Annotated in this window: 16 protein-coding genes; 6 read left to right on the forward strand and 10 right to left on the reverse strand. The window is 65.6% G+C overall.

Annotation, left to right across the window (positions count from 1 at the left end):
• Window positions 1–51 precede the first annotated feature (51 nt).
• On the reverse strand, window positions 52–381 hold the full coding sequence (locus AC1DHX_RS01300; RefSeq protein WP_028275943.1) for an antibiotic biosynthesis monooxygenase family protein: 330 nt from the start codon (window positions 379–381) through the stop codon (window positions 52–54).
• Window positions 382–609: 228 nt separating this feature from the next.
• Between AC1DHX_RS01300 and AC1DHX_RS01305 the strand changes: the two genes are divergently transcribed.
• Window positions 610–930: a GYD domain-containing protein gene (locus AC1DHX_RS01305; RefSeq protein ID WP_476849956.1), complete on the forward strand. Its 321-nt coding sequence runs from the start codon at window positions 610–612 to the stop codon at window positions 928–930.
• A 107-nt stretch (window positions 931–1037) separates the two neighbouring features.
• Here AC1DHX_RS01305 and AC1DHX_RS01310 read toward each other — a convergent pair whose 3' ends face one another.
• Together AC1DHX_RS01310 and AC1DHX_RS01315 are read right to left on the reverse strand one after the other, a co-directional pair.
• Window positions 1038–1445 (reverse strand): (R)-mandelonitrile lyase, encoded by a 408-nt coding sequence (locus tag AC1DHX_RS01310; RefSeq protein ID WP_476856078.1) that lies wholly within the window; start codon window positions 1443–1445, stop codon window positions 1038–1040.
• 87 nt (window positions 1446–1532) lie between these two features.
• Window positions 1533–2576 (reverse strand): NAD(P)-dependent alcohol dehydrogenase, encoded by a 1044-nt coding sequence (locus tag AC1DHX_RS01315; RefSeq protein WP_476859549.1) that lies wholly within the window; start codon window positions 2574–2576, stop codon window positions 1533–1535.
• A 144-nt stretch (window positions 2577–2720) separates the two neighbouring features.
• Here AC1DHX_RS01315 and AC1DHX_RS01320 point away from each other — a divergent pair, with 144 nt between their 5' ends.
• On the forward strand, window positions 2721–3614 hold the full coding sequence (locus tag AC1DHX_RS01320) for a helix-turn-helix transcriptional regulator (protein ID WP_476859550.1): 894 nt from the start codon (window positions 2721–2723) through the stop codon (window positions 3612–3614).
• 19 nt (window positions 3615–3633) lie between these two features.
• Here AC1DHX_RS01320 and AC1DHX_RS01325 read toward each other — a convergent pair whose 3' ends face one another.
• Window positions 3634–4050 (reverse strand): DUF7793 family protein, encoded by a 417-nt coding sequence (locus tag AC1DHX_RS01325; protein ID WP_476859551.1) that lies wholly within the window; start codon window positions 4048–4050, stop codon window positions 3634–3636.
• Window positions 4051–4306: 256 nt separating this feature from the next.
• Here AC1DHX_RS01325 and AC1DHX_RS01330 point away from each other — a divergent pair, with 256 nt between their 5' ends.
• Entirely contained in the window at window positions 4307–5149 is an 843-nt protein-coding gene (locus AC1DHX_RS01330; protein ID WP_476849961.1) for an alpha/beta hydrolase, read from the forward strand.
• Between the two features lie 209 nt (window positions 5150–5358).
• Here the strand turns inward: AC1DHX_RS01330 and AC1DHX_RS01335 are convergent, their stop codons facing one another.
• From AC1DHX_RS01335 to AC1DHX_RS01360, 6 genes are all read right to left on the reverse strand, one after another.
• Window positions 5359–6480, reverse strand: coding sequence for an ABC transporter ATP-binding protein (locus AC1DHX_RS01335; RefSeq protein WP_476849962.1), 1122 nt, complete (start codon window positions 6478–6480; stop codon window positions 5359–5361).
• A 9-nt stretch (window positions 6481–6489) separates the two neighbouring features.
• Complete coding sequence (locus AC1DHX_RS01340) at window positions 6490–7317, reverse strand: ABC transporter permease (protein WP_026539571.1); 828 nt, start codon at window positions 7315–7317, stop codon at window positions 6490–6492.
• Window positions 7304–8191: an ABC transporter permease gene (locus AC1DHX_RS01345; RefSeq protein WP_476859552.1), complete on the reverse strand. Its 888-nt coding sequence runs from the start codon at window positions 8189–8191 to the stop codon at window positions 7304–7306. The genes AC1DHX_RS01340 and AC1DHX_RS01345 overlap by 14 nt, the downstream gene beginning before the upstream one ends.
• 1 nt (window position 8192) lies before the next feature.
• Entirely contained in the window at window positions 8193–9287 is a 1095-nt protein-coding gene (locus tag AC1DHX_RS01350; RefSeq protein WP_476859553.1) for an extracellular solute-binding protein, read from the reverse strand.
• Window positions 9288–9616: 329 nt separating this feature from the next.
• On the reverse strand, window positions 9617–10816 hold the full coding sequence (locus AC1DHX_RS01355) for a metal-dependent hydrolase family protein (protein WP_476859554.1): 1200 nt from the start codon (window positions 10814–10816) through the stop codon (window positions 9617–9619).
• Between the two features lie 50 nt (window positions 10817–10866).
• Complete coding sequence (locus AC1DHX_RS01360) at window positions 10867–11916, reverse strand: LacI family DNA-binding transcriptional regulator (RefSeq protein ID WP_476859555.1); 1050 nt, start codon at window positions 11914–11916, stop codon at window positions 10867–10869.
• A 166-nt stretch (window positions 11917–12082) separates the two neighbouring features.
• Here AC1DHX_RS01360 and uriH point away from each other — a divergent pair, with 166 nt between their 5' ends.
• The 3 genes from uriH to AC1DHX_RS01375 are packed head-to-tail and all read left to right on the forward strand — an operon-like array spanning window position 12083 to window position 15470.
• Window positions 12083–13096 (forward strand): uridine-preferring nucleoside hydrolase UriH, encoded by a 1014-nt coding sequence (gene uriH, locus AC1DHX_RS01365; RefSeq protein WP_243178259.1) that lies wholly within the window; start codon window positions 12083–12085, stop codon window positions 13094–13096.
• The gene (uriT, locus tag AC1DHX_RS01370; RefSeq protein ID WP_243178258.1) at window positions 13093–14517 is read left to right on the forward strand and encodes a uridine transporter UriT; all 1425 of its coding nucleotides are present in this window, start codon (window positions 13093–13095) and stop codon (window positions 14515–14517) included. Before uriH ends, uriT begins: the two co-directional genes overlap by 4 nt.
• Window positions 14514–15470 (forward strand): ribokinase, encoded by a 957-nt coding sequence (locus AC1DHX_RS01375; RefSeq protein ID WP_476849966.1) that lies wholly within the window; start codon window positions 14514–14516, stop codon window positions 15468–15470. Before uriT ends, AC1DHX_RS01375 begins: the two co-directional genes overlap by 4 nt.
• Window positions 15471–15632: the final 162 nt, after the last annotated feature.

Here is a 15632-nt window from a genome sequence, read left to right on the forward strand (position 1 = left end):
CCGGCGGGAACGCGCGCCGCGCTGCCGGCGGCGACCCGGTTCCCTGTAAATTCACATATCGGTCGCATCCCACCCGATGCTCGCGGCCTCGTCCAGGGTTCGCGCCTCGAAATGCTCCAGCATGTCCTTCATTGCCTCGAGGCCCTGCTTGAACAGGGCAGAATCCCGCCACTGTTCAATCTGTTCCAGGGACTCCCACGGGCCGGTGCTGATGAACCTGTTCTTGACGTCGCGATCGTGCATCAGCACGGCTTTGGCGTTGGGAAAGTCTTCCTTCGTCTTCCTGGCCAGATCCCGCCAGGCCTGCACAAAATCGTTCTCGCGGCCGGGATGCACCAGCCAGATTCCGAGCGTATAAACAGACACGTCGATCGCCTCCACTGTCCGTACGGGTTGATACGCCGATTATGTTCCTGTCCTCCGGCCGGCGGTAGTGCCGGACCGCCCGGAGCCCGGTTGTGGCCGCAAATGAACCGTTGTAAGGGTGAAGTGGAAGGCCTAGCATGTGGGCAGACCCCCACTCTGGGGCCAGCCTCGGACCTTCCATCGTTGGGAGCGGGCACACGTTCGGATGCCGATGTCCTGGGCGAACACAGGATAGGAAAAACGATGAGCAAATATCTGTTCGAAGCGAACTACGTCGGCGACGGAATCAAGGGACTCATGCGCGAGGGCGGCACCAAACGGCGTGATGCCGTTGTCGAAGCCCTCAAATCGGTGGACGGCTCACTGGAAAGCTTCTACTACGCCTTCGGGGAGACCGACGTCGTCGGAGTCTTCGATATCCCCGACCAGGCCAACGCCGTCGCCCTGTCACTGATGATCAATTCCACCGGCGCCGTGAACCTGCACATGAAACCGCTCATGTCAGCAGAGGATCTCGACGCGGCAGCCAAGAAGACGCCGTCGTACCGGGCCCCCGGGCAATAGCCCACGCGGTGCCCGGCATGCCGCTGCGGGGCCAGTCCCCCGGGCTGGCCCCGCACCGGCAGCGCCGGATGTTTTAGCGCAGCCGCGCTAACTGCCTGGCGGTCGTGCTACTTGGCGCCGTTGTATTCCTCGTCGGTCACGAGGTCACCCCACTCAGACTCCGCGCCCTCCGCGGGCGCTTCCCACATCGCGAGGTGGGTCATGAAATGGTCCGGCGCGGCCCCGTGCCAGTGCCATTCGCCCGGCGGCGTGTAGATCGTGTCGCCGGGGCGGATTTCGGTCACTTCGCCGCCGCGGGCCTGGACCAGGCCGACACCTTCGGTGACGTGCAGGGTCTGTCCGACGGCGTGCGAGTGCCAGGCCGTGCGGGCGCACGGGGCAAAGTGCACCGCGTTGACGCGCATGCGGGACGGTTCGGGCTGCGGGGCCGCGACGACGTCAAACCAGACGTCGCCGGTGAACATCTGCGCCGGTCCCTTGACGCTTGGCTTCCTGGCTTGGATTTCCACTGTCATTTCCTCACAGGGTGTTTTTGTCGGGTGGCGGGCGCGACCGGAGGCCGCGTCCGCCCACTCCCGGGGTTCTTCGTGCGCTGCTGCGTCCTAGTTCAGGGTCGCGGTGTCGATCACGAAGCGGTAGCGGACGTCGGAGGCCAGGACGCGCTCGTAGGCGTCGTTGATCTTCGCGGCCGGGATGACCTCGATTTCGGCGCCCAGGCCGTGCTCGGCGCAGAAGTTGAGCATTTCCTGGGTTTCGCGGATGCCGCCGATCATCGAGCCGGCGAAGGAACGGCGGCCCATGATCAGGGCGAACGCGTTCACCGGGAGCGGTTCCGCGGGGGCGCCGACGTTGACCAGTGCGCCGTCGAGGGTCAGCAGCTGCAGGTAGGAGCTGATGTCGATCGCGGCACTGACCGTGTTGATGATCAGGTCAAAAGTGCCGGCAAGGTCCGTGAAAGTGTTCTCGTCGCTCGTGGCGTAGTAATGGTCCGCGCCCAGCTTCAGCCCGTCTTCCTGCTTCTTCAGCGACTGCGAGAGGACCGTGACCTCGGCGCCCATGGCGTGGGCGATCTTGACGGCCATGTGGCCGAGTCCGCCGAGGCCGACGATCGCGACCTTCTTGCCGGGACCCGCGCCCCAGTGGTTCAGCGGCGAGTAGGTGGTGATGCCGGCGCACAGCAGCGGCGCGGCGACGTCGAGCTCGATGCCCTCGGGAATGGTGACCACGAAATTTTCGGTCACAACGACGTGGGTGGAGTAGCCGCCCTGGGTGATGGTGCCGTCACGGTCGACGGCGCCATAGGTGCCGGTGTTCCCGGCGAGGCAGTACTGCTCCTCGCCGGCCTGGCAGTTGACGCACTCGCCGCAGGAGTTGACCATGCAGCCGACGCCGACCCGGTCACCGACGGCGTGCTTGGTCACGGCCGTGCCCACCTCGGTGACAATGCCGGCAATTTCATGGCCGGGAACCAGCGGATAGGTCTGCAGGCCCCAGTCGCCGCGGACAGTGTGGATATCGGAATGGCAGATCCCGGCGTACTTGATCTCGATCAGGACATCGTGCGGTCCAACGTCGCGGCGCTCGATGGTGGTGAGGGCGAGCGGCTCGGTCGCGGACGGTGATGCGTAAGCGTTGACGGTAGGCAATGAATCTCCTGCTTGTTGATCGTTGGGGGTTGTTCAACGGAACACCATCCATCAAACCCGGTAACGCAGCCGTGAGGGAGTCTCTGCTGATAGGGGTACTGGCAGGGCCTCCCTCAGAGAGCCCAAAGGCCTAACGTTGATGGCATGGATAATCGAGAGGCGACCCGCGAGTTCCTTGCCTCGCGCCGGGCCAAGATCACCCCCGAAGAGTCGGGATTGCCGATCTACGGCGCGAAACGCCGGGTCCCCGGACTCCGCCGCGGGGAAGTCGCCATGCTGGCCGGCGTCAGCGTCGAGTACTACACGAGGCTGGAGCGGGGAAACCTGTCCGGCGTTTCGGAGGGGGTGCTGGACGCTGTGGCCAGGGCCCTGCAACTCGACGACGCCGAACGGGCCCACCTCTTCGATCTGGCCCGGGCGGCGGCCCCGGGCAGCCGGACCCGCCGTCGTCCCCGTCCCGCGGAGTCCGTCCGGCGCAGCGTTCAGCTGACGCTGAACGCCATCGCCCACGCGCCCGCCTTTGTGCGGAACGGACGCATGGACATCCTTGCGGCCAACCCGCTAGGCCATGCCCTGTATTCGGACATGTACGCGGGTCCGGCCCGCCCGGCCAACCACGCCCGGTTCATCTTCCTGGACGCACGATCGCGCAGCTTCTACCCGGACTGGGGCCGTGCGGCGAGCGACACCGTCGCGATCCTGCGCACCGAGGCCGGCCGGGACCCCTACGACCGCGGGCTGACCGACCTGGTCGGGGAACTATCGACGCGGAGCGAGGAATTCCGCACCTTGTGGGCGGCGCATAACGTGCGCCAGCACTACACCGGGCTCAAGCACTTGCACCACGCGGTGGTCGGGGATCTCCACCTGATGTACGAGGCAATGGACGTCTCCGCCGACGCCGGGCTGTCCCTGCTGATCTACAACGCCGAGCCCGGCTCCGCGTCGGAAGATGCGCTGCGGCTGCTGGCCAGCTGGGCCGCGACCAACCAGCAAGTCAAGGAGGCCGGGGCGGCTTTTACGGTGGACAAGGCCTAACCGGGGCAGGCCGGCACTGTCACGCCAGGGCGGAAATGCCGTCCGTGTATTCACCGGACTGGCCGCTGGAGGTGAAGTTGTTCAGCCAGGCCATAGCCTCGTCCCGGGACGTGAAGAATTCGTGGGGGTAGCGGGTGTGCCGGCTCATGGCCGCCGCGATCACACGATCCACTGTGCTGGATCCAAGCACGGCAATCGCCAGAACCCCTGTTGTCTGCGCGAACTCGTACCTGGCAGCCGCGCTGATCTCCACGTCCGTCATTTCGGAGAGCATCGGCATCGGTATTCCGCCGCTGATCTGCGCTACGGCCAGCATCGCGTCCCTGGCATCGTCGACATCAACAAACGTGCCCGGCTGCCAGACGGATGTGATGATGCCCGCACTGATGCTCAGCACGTTCTTTCCGTCAGCAGCTGCTATATGTCCTGGCATCATCGAGACCATTGTAGGGCCGGTCCTGACAAGCCACGGGTTTGGGGCCCGGTGCGCGTGGCGGACCGCAAACCATGGCTGCACTCCGCGTCGCTGACCGGCAAGGCGTACCCCGGGTGCCACGTGGCCCGCAGCCCGTGCCGGTATTCAGCAAAGGCATTGCCTTCGCCATGCCCCGCAGGCATACTCGTGCCTGCGGGAGGACGTCCCCGCGTCCCCCACCGACGACCCGCGATGCACACGCGAACGGATGAGCGCCATGGCTGATATGACGAACCTCGAGCAACAGCAGGTGGACCGGGCGAACGCTTCCGGCCTCAAACCCGTCGTCTTCGTCCACGGACTGTGGCTCCTGTCCAGCAGTTGGGACCGGTGGCGGGCCCTGTATGAGGAGAACGGCTACACCACGCTCGCCCCCACGTGGCCCGATGATCCCGAAAGCGTCGATGAGGCCAGACGCGACCCGGAGGTCTTTGCCAAGAAGATGGTCAGGCAAGTCACGGACCACTACCTCGACGCGATTGGCCAGCTCACCATCAAGCCCGCCGTCGTGGGGCATTCCTTCGGCGGACTCATCGCCCAGAGGATCGCCGGAACCGGAGCCGCCGCAGTCACGGTGGCGATCGACCCCGCACCGTTCCGGGGAGTCCTGCCGCTGCCGGCCTCAGCCTTAAAGTCAGCAGCGCCTGTGATCGCGAATCCCGCCAACGCCAAGCGTGCAGTGTCTTTGACTTTTGACGAATTCCGTTTCGGCTGGGCCAATGCCCTGGACGAGGACGAAGCCCGCCAATTGTTTGACACCTTTCATGTCGCGGCCTCCGGTGTGCCTCTGTTCCAGGCTGCAACCGCAAACCTCAACCCGTTCACCGAGGCCAAGGTCGACACGAAGAATCCGGATCGGGGGCCGTTGCTGATCATCTCCGGGGAGAAAGACCACACCGTGCCGTGGGCCATCGCCAATGCGTCTTACAAGCGTCAAAAAAGAAATTCGGCGCACACGGCAATCAAGGAGCTGCCGGACCGCGGCCACTCTCTCACGATCGATCACGGCTGGCCTGAGGTCGCCCAAACCGCCCTGGACTTCATCAAAGAGTTCGGCTGAGTACTGCCGGCCAGAGTCAACGTGTCCGGCCGAGGGCATGCCCCTGCCGGCGCTCAGCAGTGGACATGTCCCCCCCTCAGGAATGGACACGTCCCCCGGCGCGGCCCAGGGATGGACATAGTGGGCATATGTCCATCCCTGGGCGCCGGAGGAGGGCATGTCCCGCGGAGGGGTGCCGGAACCGGCCCGGCCGTCACAGCATCCGGCGGTCAGGACTCCAGGACCAGCAGCTGGGCCTTGTCCGCGTCCCAGCCCACCCACAGCTCCTCATCCGGCCGGATCCGGGCGACACTGTCGGAGCTCAGCTCACGGAGCTGGAGGTCGTGGCCGCCGGCAGTGAGGCGGTGGCGGACCGTGGCGCCAAGATTCGTGGAGGACAGCAGGGTCGCGGCGCATCCGTTGCCCGCCGCGGCCCGTGTCCTGAATTTGAGGTGCTCCGGGCGGATGGAGACGGCGTAGTTCTCACCGCTTGCCCCGCGGTCCCGGACCTTTGCCATACCCAGTCCGCCGAGGTCCACCACGGCTTCCTCGCCGTTGCGCTCCACGATGGTGCACGGGATGAGGTTGGTGTCGCCCAGGAAGCTGGCCACCCAGTCGGTCATGGGGTGGTTGTACACCTCCTCCGGCGGGCCGGACTGCACGATCTGCCCGTCCCGCATCACCACGATCCGGTCCGACATGGCCATGGCCTCGTCCTGGTCGTGTGTCACGAACAGCACGGAGATGCCCAGGCCCTTCTGCAGGGTCTTGATCTCCTCCTGCATCTGCTCGCGAAGGCGCTTGTCCAGGGCTGCCATCGGCTCATCCAGCAGCAGGGCCGCCGGGTTGAAGACCAGTGCCCGGGCCAGCGCCACCCGCTGCTGCTGTCCGCCGGAGAGCTGGCGCGGCTTGCGCCCGCCCATCTTGCCCAGTCCCACACGGTCGAGGGCTTCCTCGGCGCGCTGGCGGCGTTCCGCGCGCGGGACCTTCCTCATGCGCAGCGCAAACTCCACGTTTTCCAGCGCGCTCATGTGCGGGAACAGGGCGTAGTTCTGAAACACGACACCGAGATTGCGGTCCCGGGGCGGCAGCATGTCCACGGGTTTGCCGTCAATGAGGATGGCTCCGGCGGTGTGTTCTTCAAACCCCGCCACCATCATCATGGTGGTCGTCTTGCCGGAGCCGCTGGGGCCCAGGAGGGTCACGAACTCCCCCGGCTGGACTGTCAGGTCCAGTTCGTCCACGGCAACGACGTCGCCGTAGTGCTTGCTGACCTGGCGGAGCTCAATGGCGCCCTGGGCGGCCCTGCCCGTGCCGGGAATGGGCCCGGCGGAAATCACTGATGCGGTCATCGACTTTCCTTACGTTTGTGCGGACACGGCCAGCGGCAGCATCCGGGTTGAAGAGCGGCGCTTGAGGACAAACAAGACCTGGAGCAGCAGCCCGATGGTGGCGACGCTGACCAGCAGGGCGGAGGACACCGCGATCTTCGGGGTCAGGTTGAACTGGATATCCGTGAACATCTTCACCGGCAACGTGGTGGCCCCCGGGGACTGCATGAACAGGGACATCACCGTCTCATCGATGGAGACCGAGAACGCGAAGAGCGCCCCGGAGATCAGGCCGGGCAGGATGATGGGCAGATACACGTGCCGCAGGACGGAGAGCGGTCCGGCCCCGAGGCTCTGCGCCGACCGGACCAGGGCCGGGTTGAGCCCGGCGAGGCTGGCGCGGGTGGTCAGGTACACATAGGGGGTCGCGATCACGGCGTGCGCAAGGCCGATGGGGACGATGCTGCCCACCATGCCGATCGAGATGAAGAACTGGTAGAACGCCAGCGCCAGCACCACGGTCGGCACGATCATCGGCGCGAGGATCAGACCCACCACGGCGGGCTGGCCGGGAAACTTGCGCCCGTGCAGGCCGATCGCCGCGGTGGCGCCCAGCAGCACGCCGATCACGACGGCGATTGCCGCCGACTGCAGGCTGGCCGTCAGGGCGGAGGTCCAGGCCCGGTCGGCGAAGAATCCGGCCACGGCGGCGAAGGAGATTCCCTCCGGCGGGAAGGTGATGTAGCGGCTGTCGTTCAGCGCGACCGGCACCACAATCGCTGTCGGAATGACGAGGAACAGGAAGGCCGGGATGGAAAGAAGCGCCAGCAGCCGGTGCTGTGGATTAGTTGTCTTCATGTTGGCCTCCTGCCTTGAGGACGCGCTGGTAGACGGCCACGAGGATGCTGACCATGACCGTCAGGATGACGGCCAGCGCAGCGGCCCCGGAGAAGTCCGTGAGCTGTCGGGCGTAGTAGTCGATCTGGTTGGCGATCATCATGTCGCCGGGCCCGCCCATCACCACCGGGGTGATGAAGAAGCCTGTGCTGATGATGAAGACCAGCAGCCCGGCCGCGGAAATGCCGGGCATGCTCAGCGGCAGCGTGATCCTGCGGAAGACGGATCCTTCCCGCGCGCCAAGGGAGCGGGCCGCGAGCCCGAGCCGGTCATCGATCGATGTCAGCGAGGAGAAGATCGGGAACACCGCGTACGGCAGGAGGCAGTGCACCATGCCGACGATCACGGCGAACCGGTTGTGCAGCAACGGGACCGGCGCACCGGTCAGCCCGATTCCCTGCAGGAATGCGTTCACAATGCCGTTGTCCTGGAGCAGGACCGCCCAGGCGAAGTTCTTCACCAGGATGCCGGTCCAGAACGGCAGGAGTACGACGGCGAACAGGATCACCCGGGTGACGTTGCCGGCCCGCCACAGGACCATGGCGATGATGTAGCCCAGCACCACGGTGACAATGGTGCTGGCCAGGCTGATGGTCAGGGTGTTGACCAGGGCGCGCATCACTAGCGGGTCCTCGAGGACCCGCTGGTAGGCGTTGTCGGCGAAGCTTGCGCCGACCAGTTTGCCCAGCGGCGTCAGGAACAGCACGACGTCGAAGGCAAGGATCGGAGCCAGCAGCAGCCACCAGCCGCTGCGCCGCCGTCGGGGTGCTGTCTCGGCGGAGGCAGGCGCGCCGCGGCCCCGCGGCCGGGGCCGTTCGAGGGTTGCGTTGCTCATGTCAGCTGGCCTGCCAGAGCTTGAACTGCTGCTCGGTCTTCTTCAGGTTCTGCGACCACCACTTGTCGTCTCGGACCAGGATCTTGTCCGCGAGCCGGGGGCTGGTGGGGAGCGTGTCGGCGATTTCCTTCGGCAGCTTGGACAGCGCCGGGGTGTTGGCCAGGGTCAGGTTGGTGACCTTGTCGAACGCCGCGCCGGCCTCGGCGTCGTTGGACATGAAGTTCATCAGTTTGAAGGCCGCTTCCTTGTTCTTGGCGCCCTTCGGAACCACGAAGTAGTCGCCGGCGAGGACGGCGTTTTCGGCGGAGAAGTTCAGTTTCGCGCCGTCGTTGCGGGCTGCGTTAATGCGGTTGTTGAAGCTGGTGGAGAGCGAGACCTCGCCGGAAGTGAGCTGCTGGATGGGCTCCTGGTTGGCGGCGTGGTACAGAAGCCGGTCCTTGCCCGGGTGCTGGCCCAGGACCCTCAGGGCCCGGTCGACGTCGAGCGGGTAGATCTTGTCGAAGGGGACACCGTCGGCCAGCAGCGCGGCTTCCAGGACGGAGCTGTCGGAGAGCTGGTTGTACACCGAGCGCTTGGTGTTGTACTTGCCCTGGTCGAAGAATTGGGCCCAGTCTTTCGGGGCCTGCGCGTCGGAAATGACCTTCTGGTCCCAGGCCATGACAAACAGGAAGCTCAGGTACTTGATGCCGTATTCAGCCTTCGCGTATCCGGGCAGGCCCCTGTCGCTGATGATGTCGTAGTCGAACTTCTCCAGCAGCCCCTCGGCCACGGCCACCTCATACTCCGGCGCCGTGATTTCCACGAGGTCCCACTGCACGTCGCCGGACTGGACCTGGGCCTTGAGCGCGGCCAGGGAGGTGTTGGCCAGCAGCGTCGTCTGGATCCCCGACTGCTTGGAGAACGGGTCCAGGATTGTCTGGGTCAGCTGGTCGTTGTACGAGCCACCATAGGACGTGACGGTCACCGTCTTGTTGGCAGCGGCACTTTCGGCGGGCTTCGCCGCGCAGCCGGAGAGCGCCAGACCCGCAAATGGCGTCAGCGCTGCCGCCTTGAGGAGCTGCCTGCGGTCAAAGGGAGTGGAACGGAATGCTGTCATGGGGGAAGTGCCTCTCATGGACGCGGGCACGCCAAAAGAGGGCGTGCAGGATTGCGGGCGTGGCGGGGTGCGGTGCGTGTGATTGCGTGTGACGCAGTGAAGCGAGAAGAAGTGAAGAGAGAAGGAGAAGTGACAGCTGCGGTTCGCGCGCGCCATCCATTCCAGCTGGAGATCTCGAGTCCGCCTTCCGGCGGCTTTTCGGTTTCGCAACTGTAACTGTGAAGTTGCTCACTAGTCAACAGTTGTATTGCTTTAAGAAACAACGAGATTTCTGCCCCGCGAGCTCCCCTAACGCCGGCCCTCCTGAGCCCGCCCGGGCATCTCCAGGGTCACCGAATGATGCGCCCGTCGTGGATAACAGTCCTCGACCTGTTGTGGTCCCAGAGAACTGCCGGGTCCACAAAGGGGTCGCCGTCCAGAATCACGGCATCGCCCGCCATTCCAGCGCCGATGCTCCCGATGCCTGGGTCCTGAAGGAGCTCTGCGTTTACTGAGGTAAGGGATCTCAGCGTCTCCAAGACGCCTGCCGCCTCGATCTGCAGCCGAATGCCGACAAGCTGATCATCCTCAAGGTCCCCCATCAGGTCGGATCCGAAGCCCACCTTGACTCCGGCCTGCAGGGCCAGTTCCACAGCAATTTTGCCGGCCTCAAGCACCTCGGCGTTCTTGGCCTGGGAAACGGGGTTCAGGCCCATTGCAGCTCCCCTTCGGCTCATGGCGTCGTAGGCGGCAAGCGTCGGCACGAGGAAGCTCCCGTGCTCGGCCATCATCTGCGCCGTGTCCCGGTCCAAGAGGTTCCCGTGTTCTATGGAACGTACCCCGTTTTCCACGGAATGCCTGATTGCCTCGGGTGAATACGCATGGGCCGCCACGTAACTCTTGCGCCGGATGGCCTCGTCCACCACCGCCCGGACTTCTTCCGCTGAATACTGCGGCAGCCGGATGGGATCTGTCAGGGAGACCACGCCTCCGGAAGTCATGATCTTGATGGCGTGGCTTCCCGTGCGGAACCGATCACGAACTGCCCGGCGCAGGTTGTCCACCCCGTCCACCACGGCGCACATGTGACCGTGATCGAAGCAGACATCCAGATCCGCGGACCGGGGATCGCCATGGCCACCGGTTTGGCTGAGGGCCGGACCCGTGTAGTAGTATCTCGGAGCCGTGACCAGGCCGCTGCGGATGGCGCGGGCCAGCCCGCTGTCCCCGCCGGCCACATCGCGGACGGTCGTGAATCCCCGCCGCACGGCGGCGCCCAAGCGGCGCGCCCCCACCAGTGCGGTGTAGCTCAGGAGCGAGCGCTCAACCTCAAGGCCGCCCAAACCCACGGCGTACGCGTGAAAGTGGGCATCGATGAGCCCTGGCACCACGACGCGGCCGCCGGCGTCGATCACCTCACCTTCGGGGATGACGTCGCCGGTCTCCTGGATGATCCCGTCCCGGAACAGGATGGATCCGCTCGCCAGCTCGGGCGAATGTCCGTCAAAGATCCGGGCATTGTGGATGGTCAGGGCGTCTGCGTTGGTCATGCTGACAACTCCTCGGGTGAGATGTTCGTGGGTGGGCTCGGTCCGGTTTTCTAGGTGCTGGCCGGTTCCGTGGAACCGCGGACCATCAGTGAACCCTGGAGGATCAGCTGGTGCTGTTCCAAGCCCTTGCCCTCCATGACCCTGCGGAGCTGTTCGCCGGCCCTGGCCCCGAGGGCGTCGCCCGGAAGGTGGACGCTGGTCAGGCCCGGGTTGGACGTGGCCGAATAGGGCAGGTCATCGAAGCCTGCCACGGCCAGTTCCTGCGGAATGCGGACGCCGGCCACCCTGGCTTCCTGCAGCACGCCGTAGGCATGGGTATCGGTGGCGCAGACGACGGCGGTGACACCGTCCCGCTGCCAATCCGGCCACGCCGCGGCGAACGCGCCGGCGGCGACGCCGACGTCAATGGTGGTGCCGATGACATGGTCCGTGGCCACGGTGATGCCCAGCGCCGCGGACTCCTCTAGGAATGCCGCCCGCCGGATATCGAAGGTCGCCGTGCCGGTCACACTGTCCATGTACGCCGCTTGTTTGTGTCCGGCGTCCGCCAGGTGCCGGGCCAGCAGGCGGGCGCCGTGTCCGACGTCGAGATTCACCGAGGGGGCGAAGGACTCCAAGCCGGGGGCGTCCAGCAGAACGAGAGGCCCAGCGACGGAAAGATCCTCCAGGAACTCCGCGCTGGGCGCATCTACGAGCAGCCCGGCCGGCCGCAAAGCCAGGAGCCGGCGGACGTCGTCGACGCGCGGGAACTCCCCGGCGTCCGTGACGGAGAGCAGCAGCTGGTATTCGGCGCCGAGCGCGCCGCGGACACCTGCAATGACGTTGGCGAAGAAAGGGTTGGAGATGTCCGGCGCCACGAGAATGACGATCGAACTGATGCCCTTGGCTAGCGAACTGCCAATACTGTCCACCACATAGCCGAGTTCCGCAATGGCTTCCCGGACCCGCGAAATGTTGTCCTCCGAGACCCGCCCCTGGGTCTTTCCGTTGGCCACAAGGGAGACCGTTGCGGTGGAGACCCCGGCCCGCGCAGCCACCATCGCCGCAGTGACGCGCGGGGTGCGCCCCCGAAGCTCGTGTACTTGTTCGCCGGATTCCATACCTCGATCGTAGCCGGGAGTGACGCATCGCACCTGCCGCAAGACATCAAGCGCTTGACGTCACTTACGTTAAGCGCTTGACGCTTGACGCTTGACAGTGCCAAACTCACTCTGAACGCTTTATCGCACCGCCCCGGCGGACCCCCAACGACGTGGAGATATTTACGTGGATCCCATCACCCTGAAACCGGAACGCAGGAAGATCATCCTGGACTGCGACCCAGGCCATGACGACGCCGTGGCCATGCTGCTGGCTCACGGCAATCCGTACATTGAGCTGCTCGCGGTCACAACGGTCGTCGGCAACCAGACCCTCGAAAGGGTCACCCGCAACGCCCTGTCGGTGGGCACGATTGCCGGCATCACCGGCGTCCCCTTCGCCGCCGGCTGCGATCGGCCCTTGGTCCGCAGCATCGAAACCGCCCCCGACATCCACGGTGAGAGCGGCATGGACGGCCCCGCCCAGCCCGAATCCAGCATCGAACTGGACCCGCGCCACGCCGTCGACCTCATCATCGACACTGTTATGGCGCACGAGCCTGGCACTGTGACGCTGGTGCCCACGGCAGGACTGACCAACATTGCCATGGCGGCCCGCAAGGAGCCGCGCATCGTGGAGCGCGTGAAAGAAGTTGTGCTCATGGGCGGCGGGTACCACGTAGGCAACTGGAGCGCCGTTTCCGAATTCAACATCATCATCGACCCCGAGGCCGCACATATTGTGTTCAACGAGCCGTGGCCGGTGGTCATGGTGGGCTTGGACCTCACGCACCAGGCCCTCGCGACCCCCGAAGTCGTGGAAAAAATCGCCGCCGTGGGTACCAAGCCCGCCCAGTTCGTGCTGGAGCTGATGGAGTTCTTCACCAAGACGTACAAGGACGCCCAGGGCTTCGATTACCCGCCCGTCCACGACCCCTGCGCGGTGGCCTACGTCATCGATCCCACGGTGATGACCACCCGCAAAGTCCCCGTGAACATCGAACTGCAGGGCCAACTGACGCTCGGCATGACCGTCGCCGATTTCCGCGCCCCGGCACCGGAGGACTGCCACACGTCTGTTGCTGTGGACCTCGATCACGCGAAGTTCTGGAACCTCGTCACAGACGCCCTGGTGCGCATCGGCGACGTGGACCCGTCCGCCGCCGTCAGCATCGGCGCAGGAAACGGAGCCAACTCATGAGCACTCTGACTTACGAATCCAAGACAACGGGACGAAGCGTCGCTGCACTCACGGCGGCCCTGTTGACGGCCTGCATTGCCTTCCAGCTCAACGCATCGATGCTCAGCCCCGCCCTGGTCACGATGGGCAACGAACTCCACACCGATCAGGCCGTGATCGGCCTGTCCCAGACCTGGTTCTTCACCGCGGCAGCACTGTTTTCCCTCTTCCTGCCGCGCCTGAGCGACATTGTGGGGCGCAAGAAGATCCTGCTGGGCATGATGTTGATGATGGCTGTCGGCTCGGTGATCGCGGCCATGGCTCCCGATATCACCTGGCTCTTCGTCGGACGCATCATCCAGGGCGTCAGCGGCCCCACGGTCCCGCTGTGCCTGATCATGCTGCGCTCCGCCGTCAGTGACCCGCGGAAGTACGGTGCCCTCATGGGCCTCATCACCGCCGTCAACGGCGGGGTTGCCGGCGTCGACTCCTTTGTCGGCGGTTACTTCGCCGAGCATTACGGATTCCGCAGCATCTTCTGGCTCATGGTGGTGCTGGCCGTCGTGGCGGCGGGCCTGGTCGCCGTTCTGGCCGGTGAGAGCAAGCCGGCGGTGGGCACCAAGATGGACTGGCCCGGCGTCTTCTTCATCGTGATCGCGGTCGGCGCCCTGCTCACAGCCCTCAACGAGGCCTCCAAACTGGTCAGCGGATTCTCCCCCGGCACCCTCGCACTGGCGACTGCCCTCATCGCCGTTGCAGTGATCGCCTTCTTCGGGTTCTGGACGGTGGAAAAGCGCTCCCGGCAGCCCATGGTGGAGACCGCCCACCTGCGCCAGCGCTCCACTTGGGCGCCGTTGCTGACCACAATCCTGACCATGACCGGCGTCTTCGCGGTCATCAACGGGATCGTTCCCGCCTACGTGCAGGCCACGGCTCCCGGCTTCGGCGTGGGACCGACCGAAATGTCACTCATCATCCTGACTCCCTACGCCCTCCTGGGCTGGGTTGTCGGACCCATCAGCGGCCGTTTGGCCCCGGTTTTCGGCTACACCAAAGTTTTGCGGATCGGCATGGCCGGCAGCGTCGTGGCCCTGGCGATCATCGCCTTCTTCGGCCTCAGCAGCCTGCCCATGATGATTGCCGGAACAGCGTTGCTGGGCATCATGTACGCGGGTACGGTCAACATCATGCTGAACGGCCTTGGCGTTGTCCTCTCCCCAGCTGGCAACCCCGGCTTTCTCCCCGGCATGAACGCCGGCGCGTTCAACCTGGGCGCCGGCCTGAGCTTCCTGGTCCTGCCGGCAGCGCTGGTGGCCTCTTCTGCACTGGGCGATGCCCAGGCATCCTACTTGACCGCGATCACGGTGGGCCTGATCATCACCGTGGCGGCTTTCGCCGCCTCACTCCTGATTCCCAAGCCCTTGGAAGCTGAGGCGAAATGACCCGCCCGGACTCTGGCCGGATCGTCGTCGTCGGTTCACTGAATGCGGACCTGACCATCTACTGCGACAGGCTCCCCCTCCCCGGCGAAACGGTGCACGGGAATGGCTTTGCGGTCAATCCCGGCGGCAAGAGCGCCAACCAGGCGGTCGCGGCGGCCAAACTCGGAAGCCGGGTCGCGCTGATCGGTGCGGTGGGCGACGACACCAACGGGACCATGCTTCTGGCCTCCACCGCCGGGGCCGGGGTGGACATTTCCCGCGTCCGCCGCACGCCTGATGCTGCGACCGGCGTCGCCGTCATTTCCGTCGACGCCCACGGTGAGAACAACATCATCATCTCGGCCGGAGCCAACGGCACACTGGCGCCCGGGGATGTTGCCGCTTCCGCCGAATTGTTCGAGGGCGCGTCCGTGATGTGCCTGTGCCTCGAGGTCGGTCTGGACACCGTTGAGGCCGCGGCCCGCTTGGGCCACGACGCCGGGGCGACAGTTCTGCTCAACCTGTCGCCCTACGCCGAGATCCCGGCGAGCTTGGCCGCACTCTGCGACATCCTGCTGGTGAACGCGCATGAGGCGTCGCTGTTCCTGGGCGGCGCCGCCGTGCCCGACGCCGGGGCTGACACCGCGGCGTGGGCGCCGGTCCGGGACAAGTTCGCCGATCGCGGACTGCACCGCGTTGTGGTCACTTTGGGGGCGAACGGCTCCGTCGTCCTGGACTCCGGAGCCGGCGCCGAGGGCCGCATCACCCGCATTGAACCCACCAGGGTCGACGCCAAGGACACCACCGGTGCAGGCGATGCATTCACCGGGGCCGTGGCTGCGCGCCTTGCCGCCGGCGATTCACTTCCGGCCGCTGCCGCCTTCGCGTCCGTTGCCGCGGCCTTGGCAGCGACCAGGAAGGGGACGCAAACGGCGTACCCGAAAGCGGCGGATGTGGAGGGACTGCTCGCTTAACGGCCACCCCCGCCAGTTAGGGCCGCCACGGGAGGGGGCGCCGCAGAGCCTGTCTGCGGCGCCCCCTCCCGGTTAAGCGCCGGACCGGTCTGGTGGTCCTTGGTTGATGCAACCCAATTGCACAGCAGATTCACAGCGAGGCGCTATTGAAGTTACAGCCGC

This window comes from Arthrobacter sp. 05N33_2, from assembly GCF_056397425.1.

Excerpts from the sequence above, each read along its gene's own strand:
- AC1DHX_RS01305 (WP_476849956.1), top strand. The coding sequence starts at position 610 with ATGAGCAAATATCTGTTCGAAGCGAACTACGTCGGCGACGGAATCAAG.
- AC1DHX_RS01310 (WP_476856078.1), bottom strand. The coding sequence starts at position 1,445 with ATGACAGTGGAAATCCAAGCCAGGAAGCCAAGCGTCAAGGGACCGGCG.
- AC1DHX_RS01320 (WP_476859550.1), top strand. The coding sequence starts at position 2,721 with ATGGATAATCGAGAGGCGACCCGCGAGTTCCTTGCCTCGCGCCGGGCC.
- AC1DHX_RS01325 (WP_476859551.1), bottom strand. The coding sequence starts at position 4,050 with ATGATGCCAGGACATATAGCAGCTGCTGACGGAAAGAACGTGCTGAGC.
- AC1DHX_RS01330 (WP_476849961.1), top strand. The coding sequence starts at position 4,307 with ATGGCTGATATGACGAACCTCGAGCAACAGCAGGTGGACCGGGCGAAC.
- AC1DHX_RS01335 (WP_476849962.1), bottom strand. The coding sequence starts at position 6,480 with ATGACCGCATCAGTGATTTCCGCCGGGCCCATTCCCGGCACGGGCAGG.
- AC1DHX_RS01340 (WP_026539571.1), bottom strand. The coding sequence starts at position 7,317 with ATGAAGACAACTAATCCACAGCACCGGCTGCTGGCGCTTCTTTCCATC.
- AC1DHX_RS01345 (WP_476859552.1), bottom strand. The coding sequence starts at position 8,191 with ATGAGCAACGCAACCCTCGAACGGCCCCGGCCGCGGGGCCGCGGCGCG.
- AC1DHX_RS01350 (WP_476859553.1), bottom strand. The coding sequence starts at position 9,287 with ATGACAGCATTCCGTTCCACTCCCTTTGACCGCAGGCAGCTCCTCAAG.
- AC1DHX_RS01355 (WP_476859554.1), bottom strand. The coding sequence starts at position 10,816 with ATGACCAACGCAGACGCCCTGACCATCCACAATGCCCGGATCTTTGAC.
- AC1DHX_RS01360 (WP_476859555.1), bottom strand. The coding sequence starts at position 11,916 with ATGGAATCCGGCGAACAAGTACACGAGCTTCGGGGGCGCACCCCGCGC.
- uriT (WP_243178258.1), top strand. The coding sequence starts at position 13,093 with ATGAGCACTCTGACTTACGAATCCAAGACAACGGGACGAAGCGTCGCT.
- AC1DHX_RS01375 (WP_476849966.1), top strand. The coding sequence starts at position 14,514 with ATGACCCGCCCGGACTCTGGCCGGATCGTCGTCGTCGGTTCACTGAAT.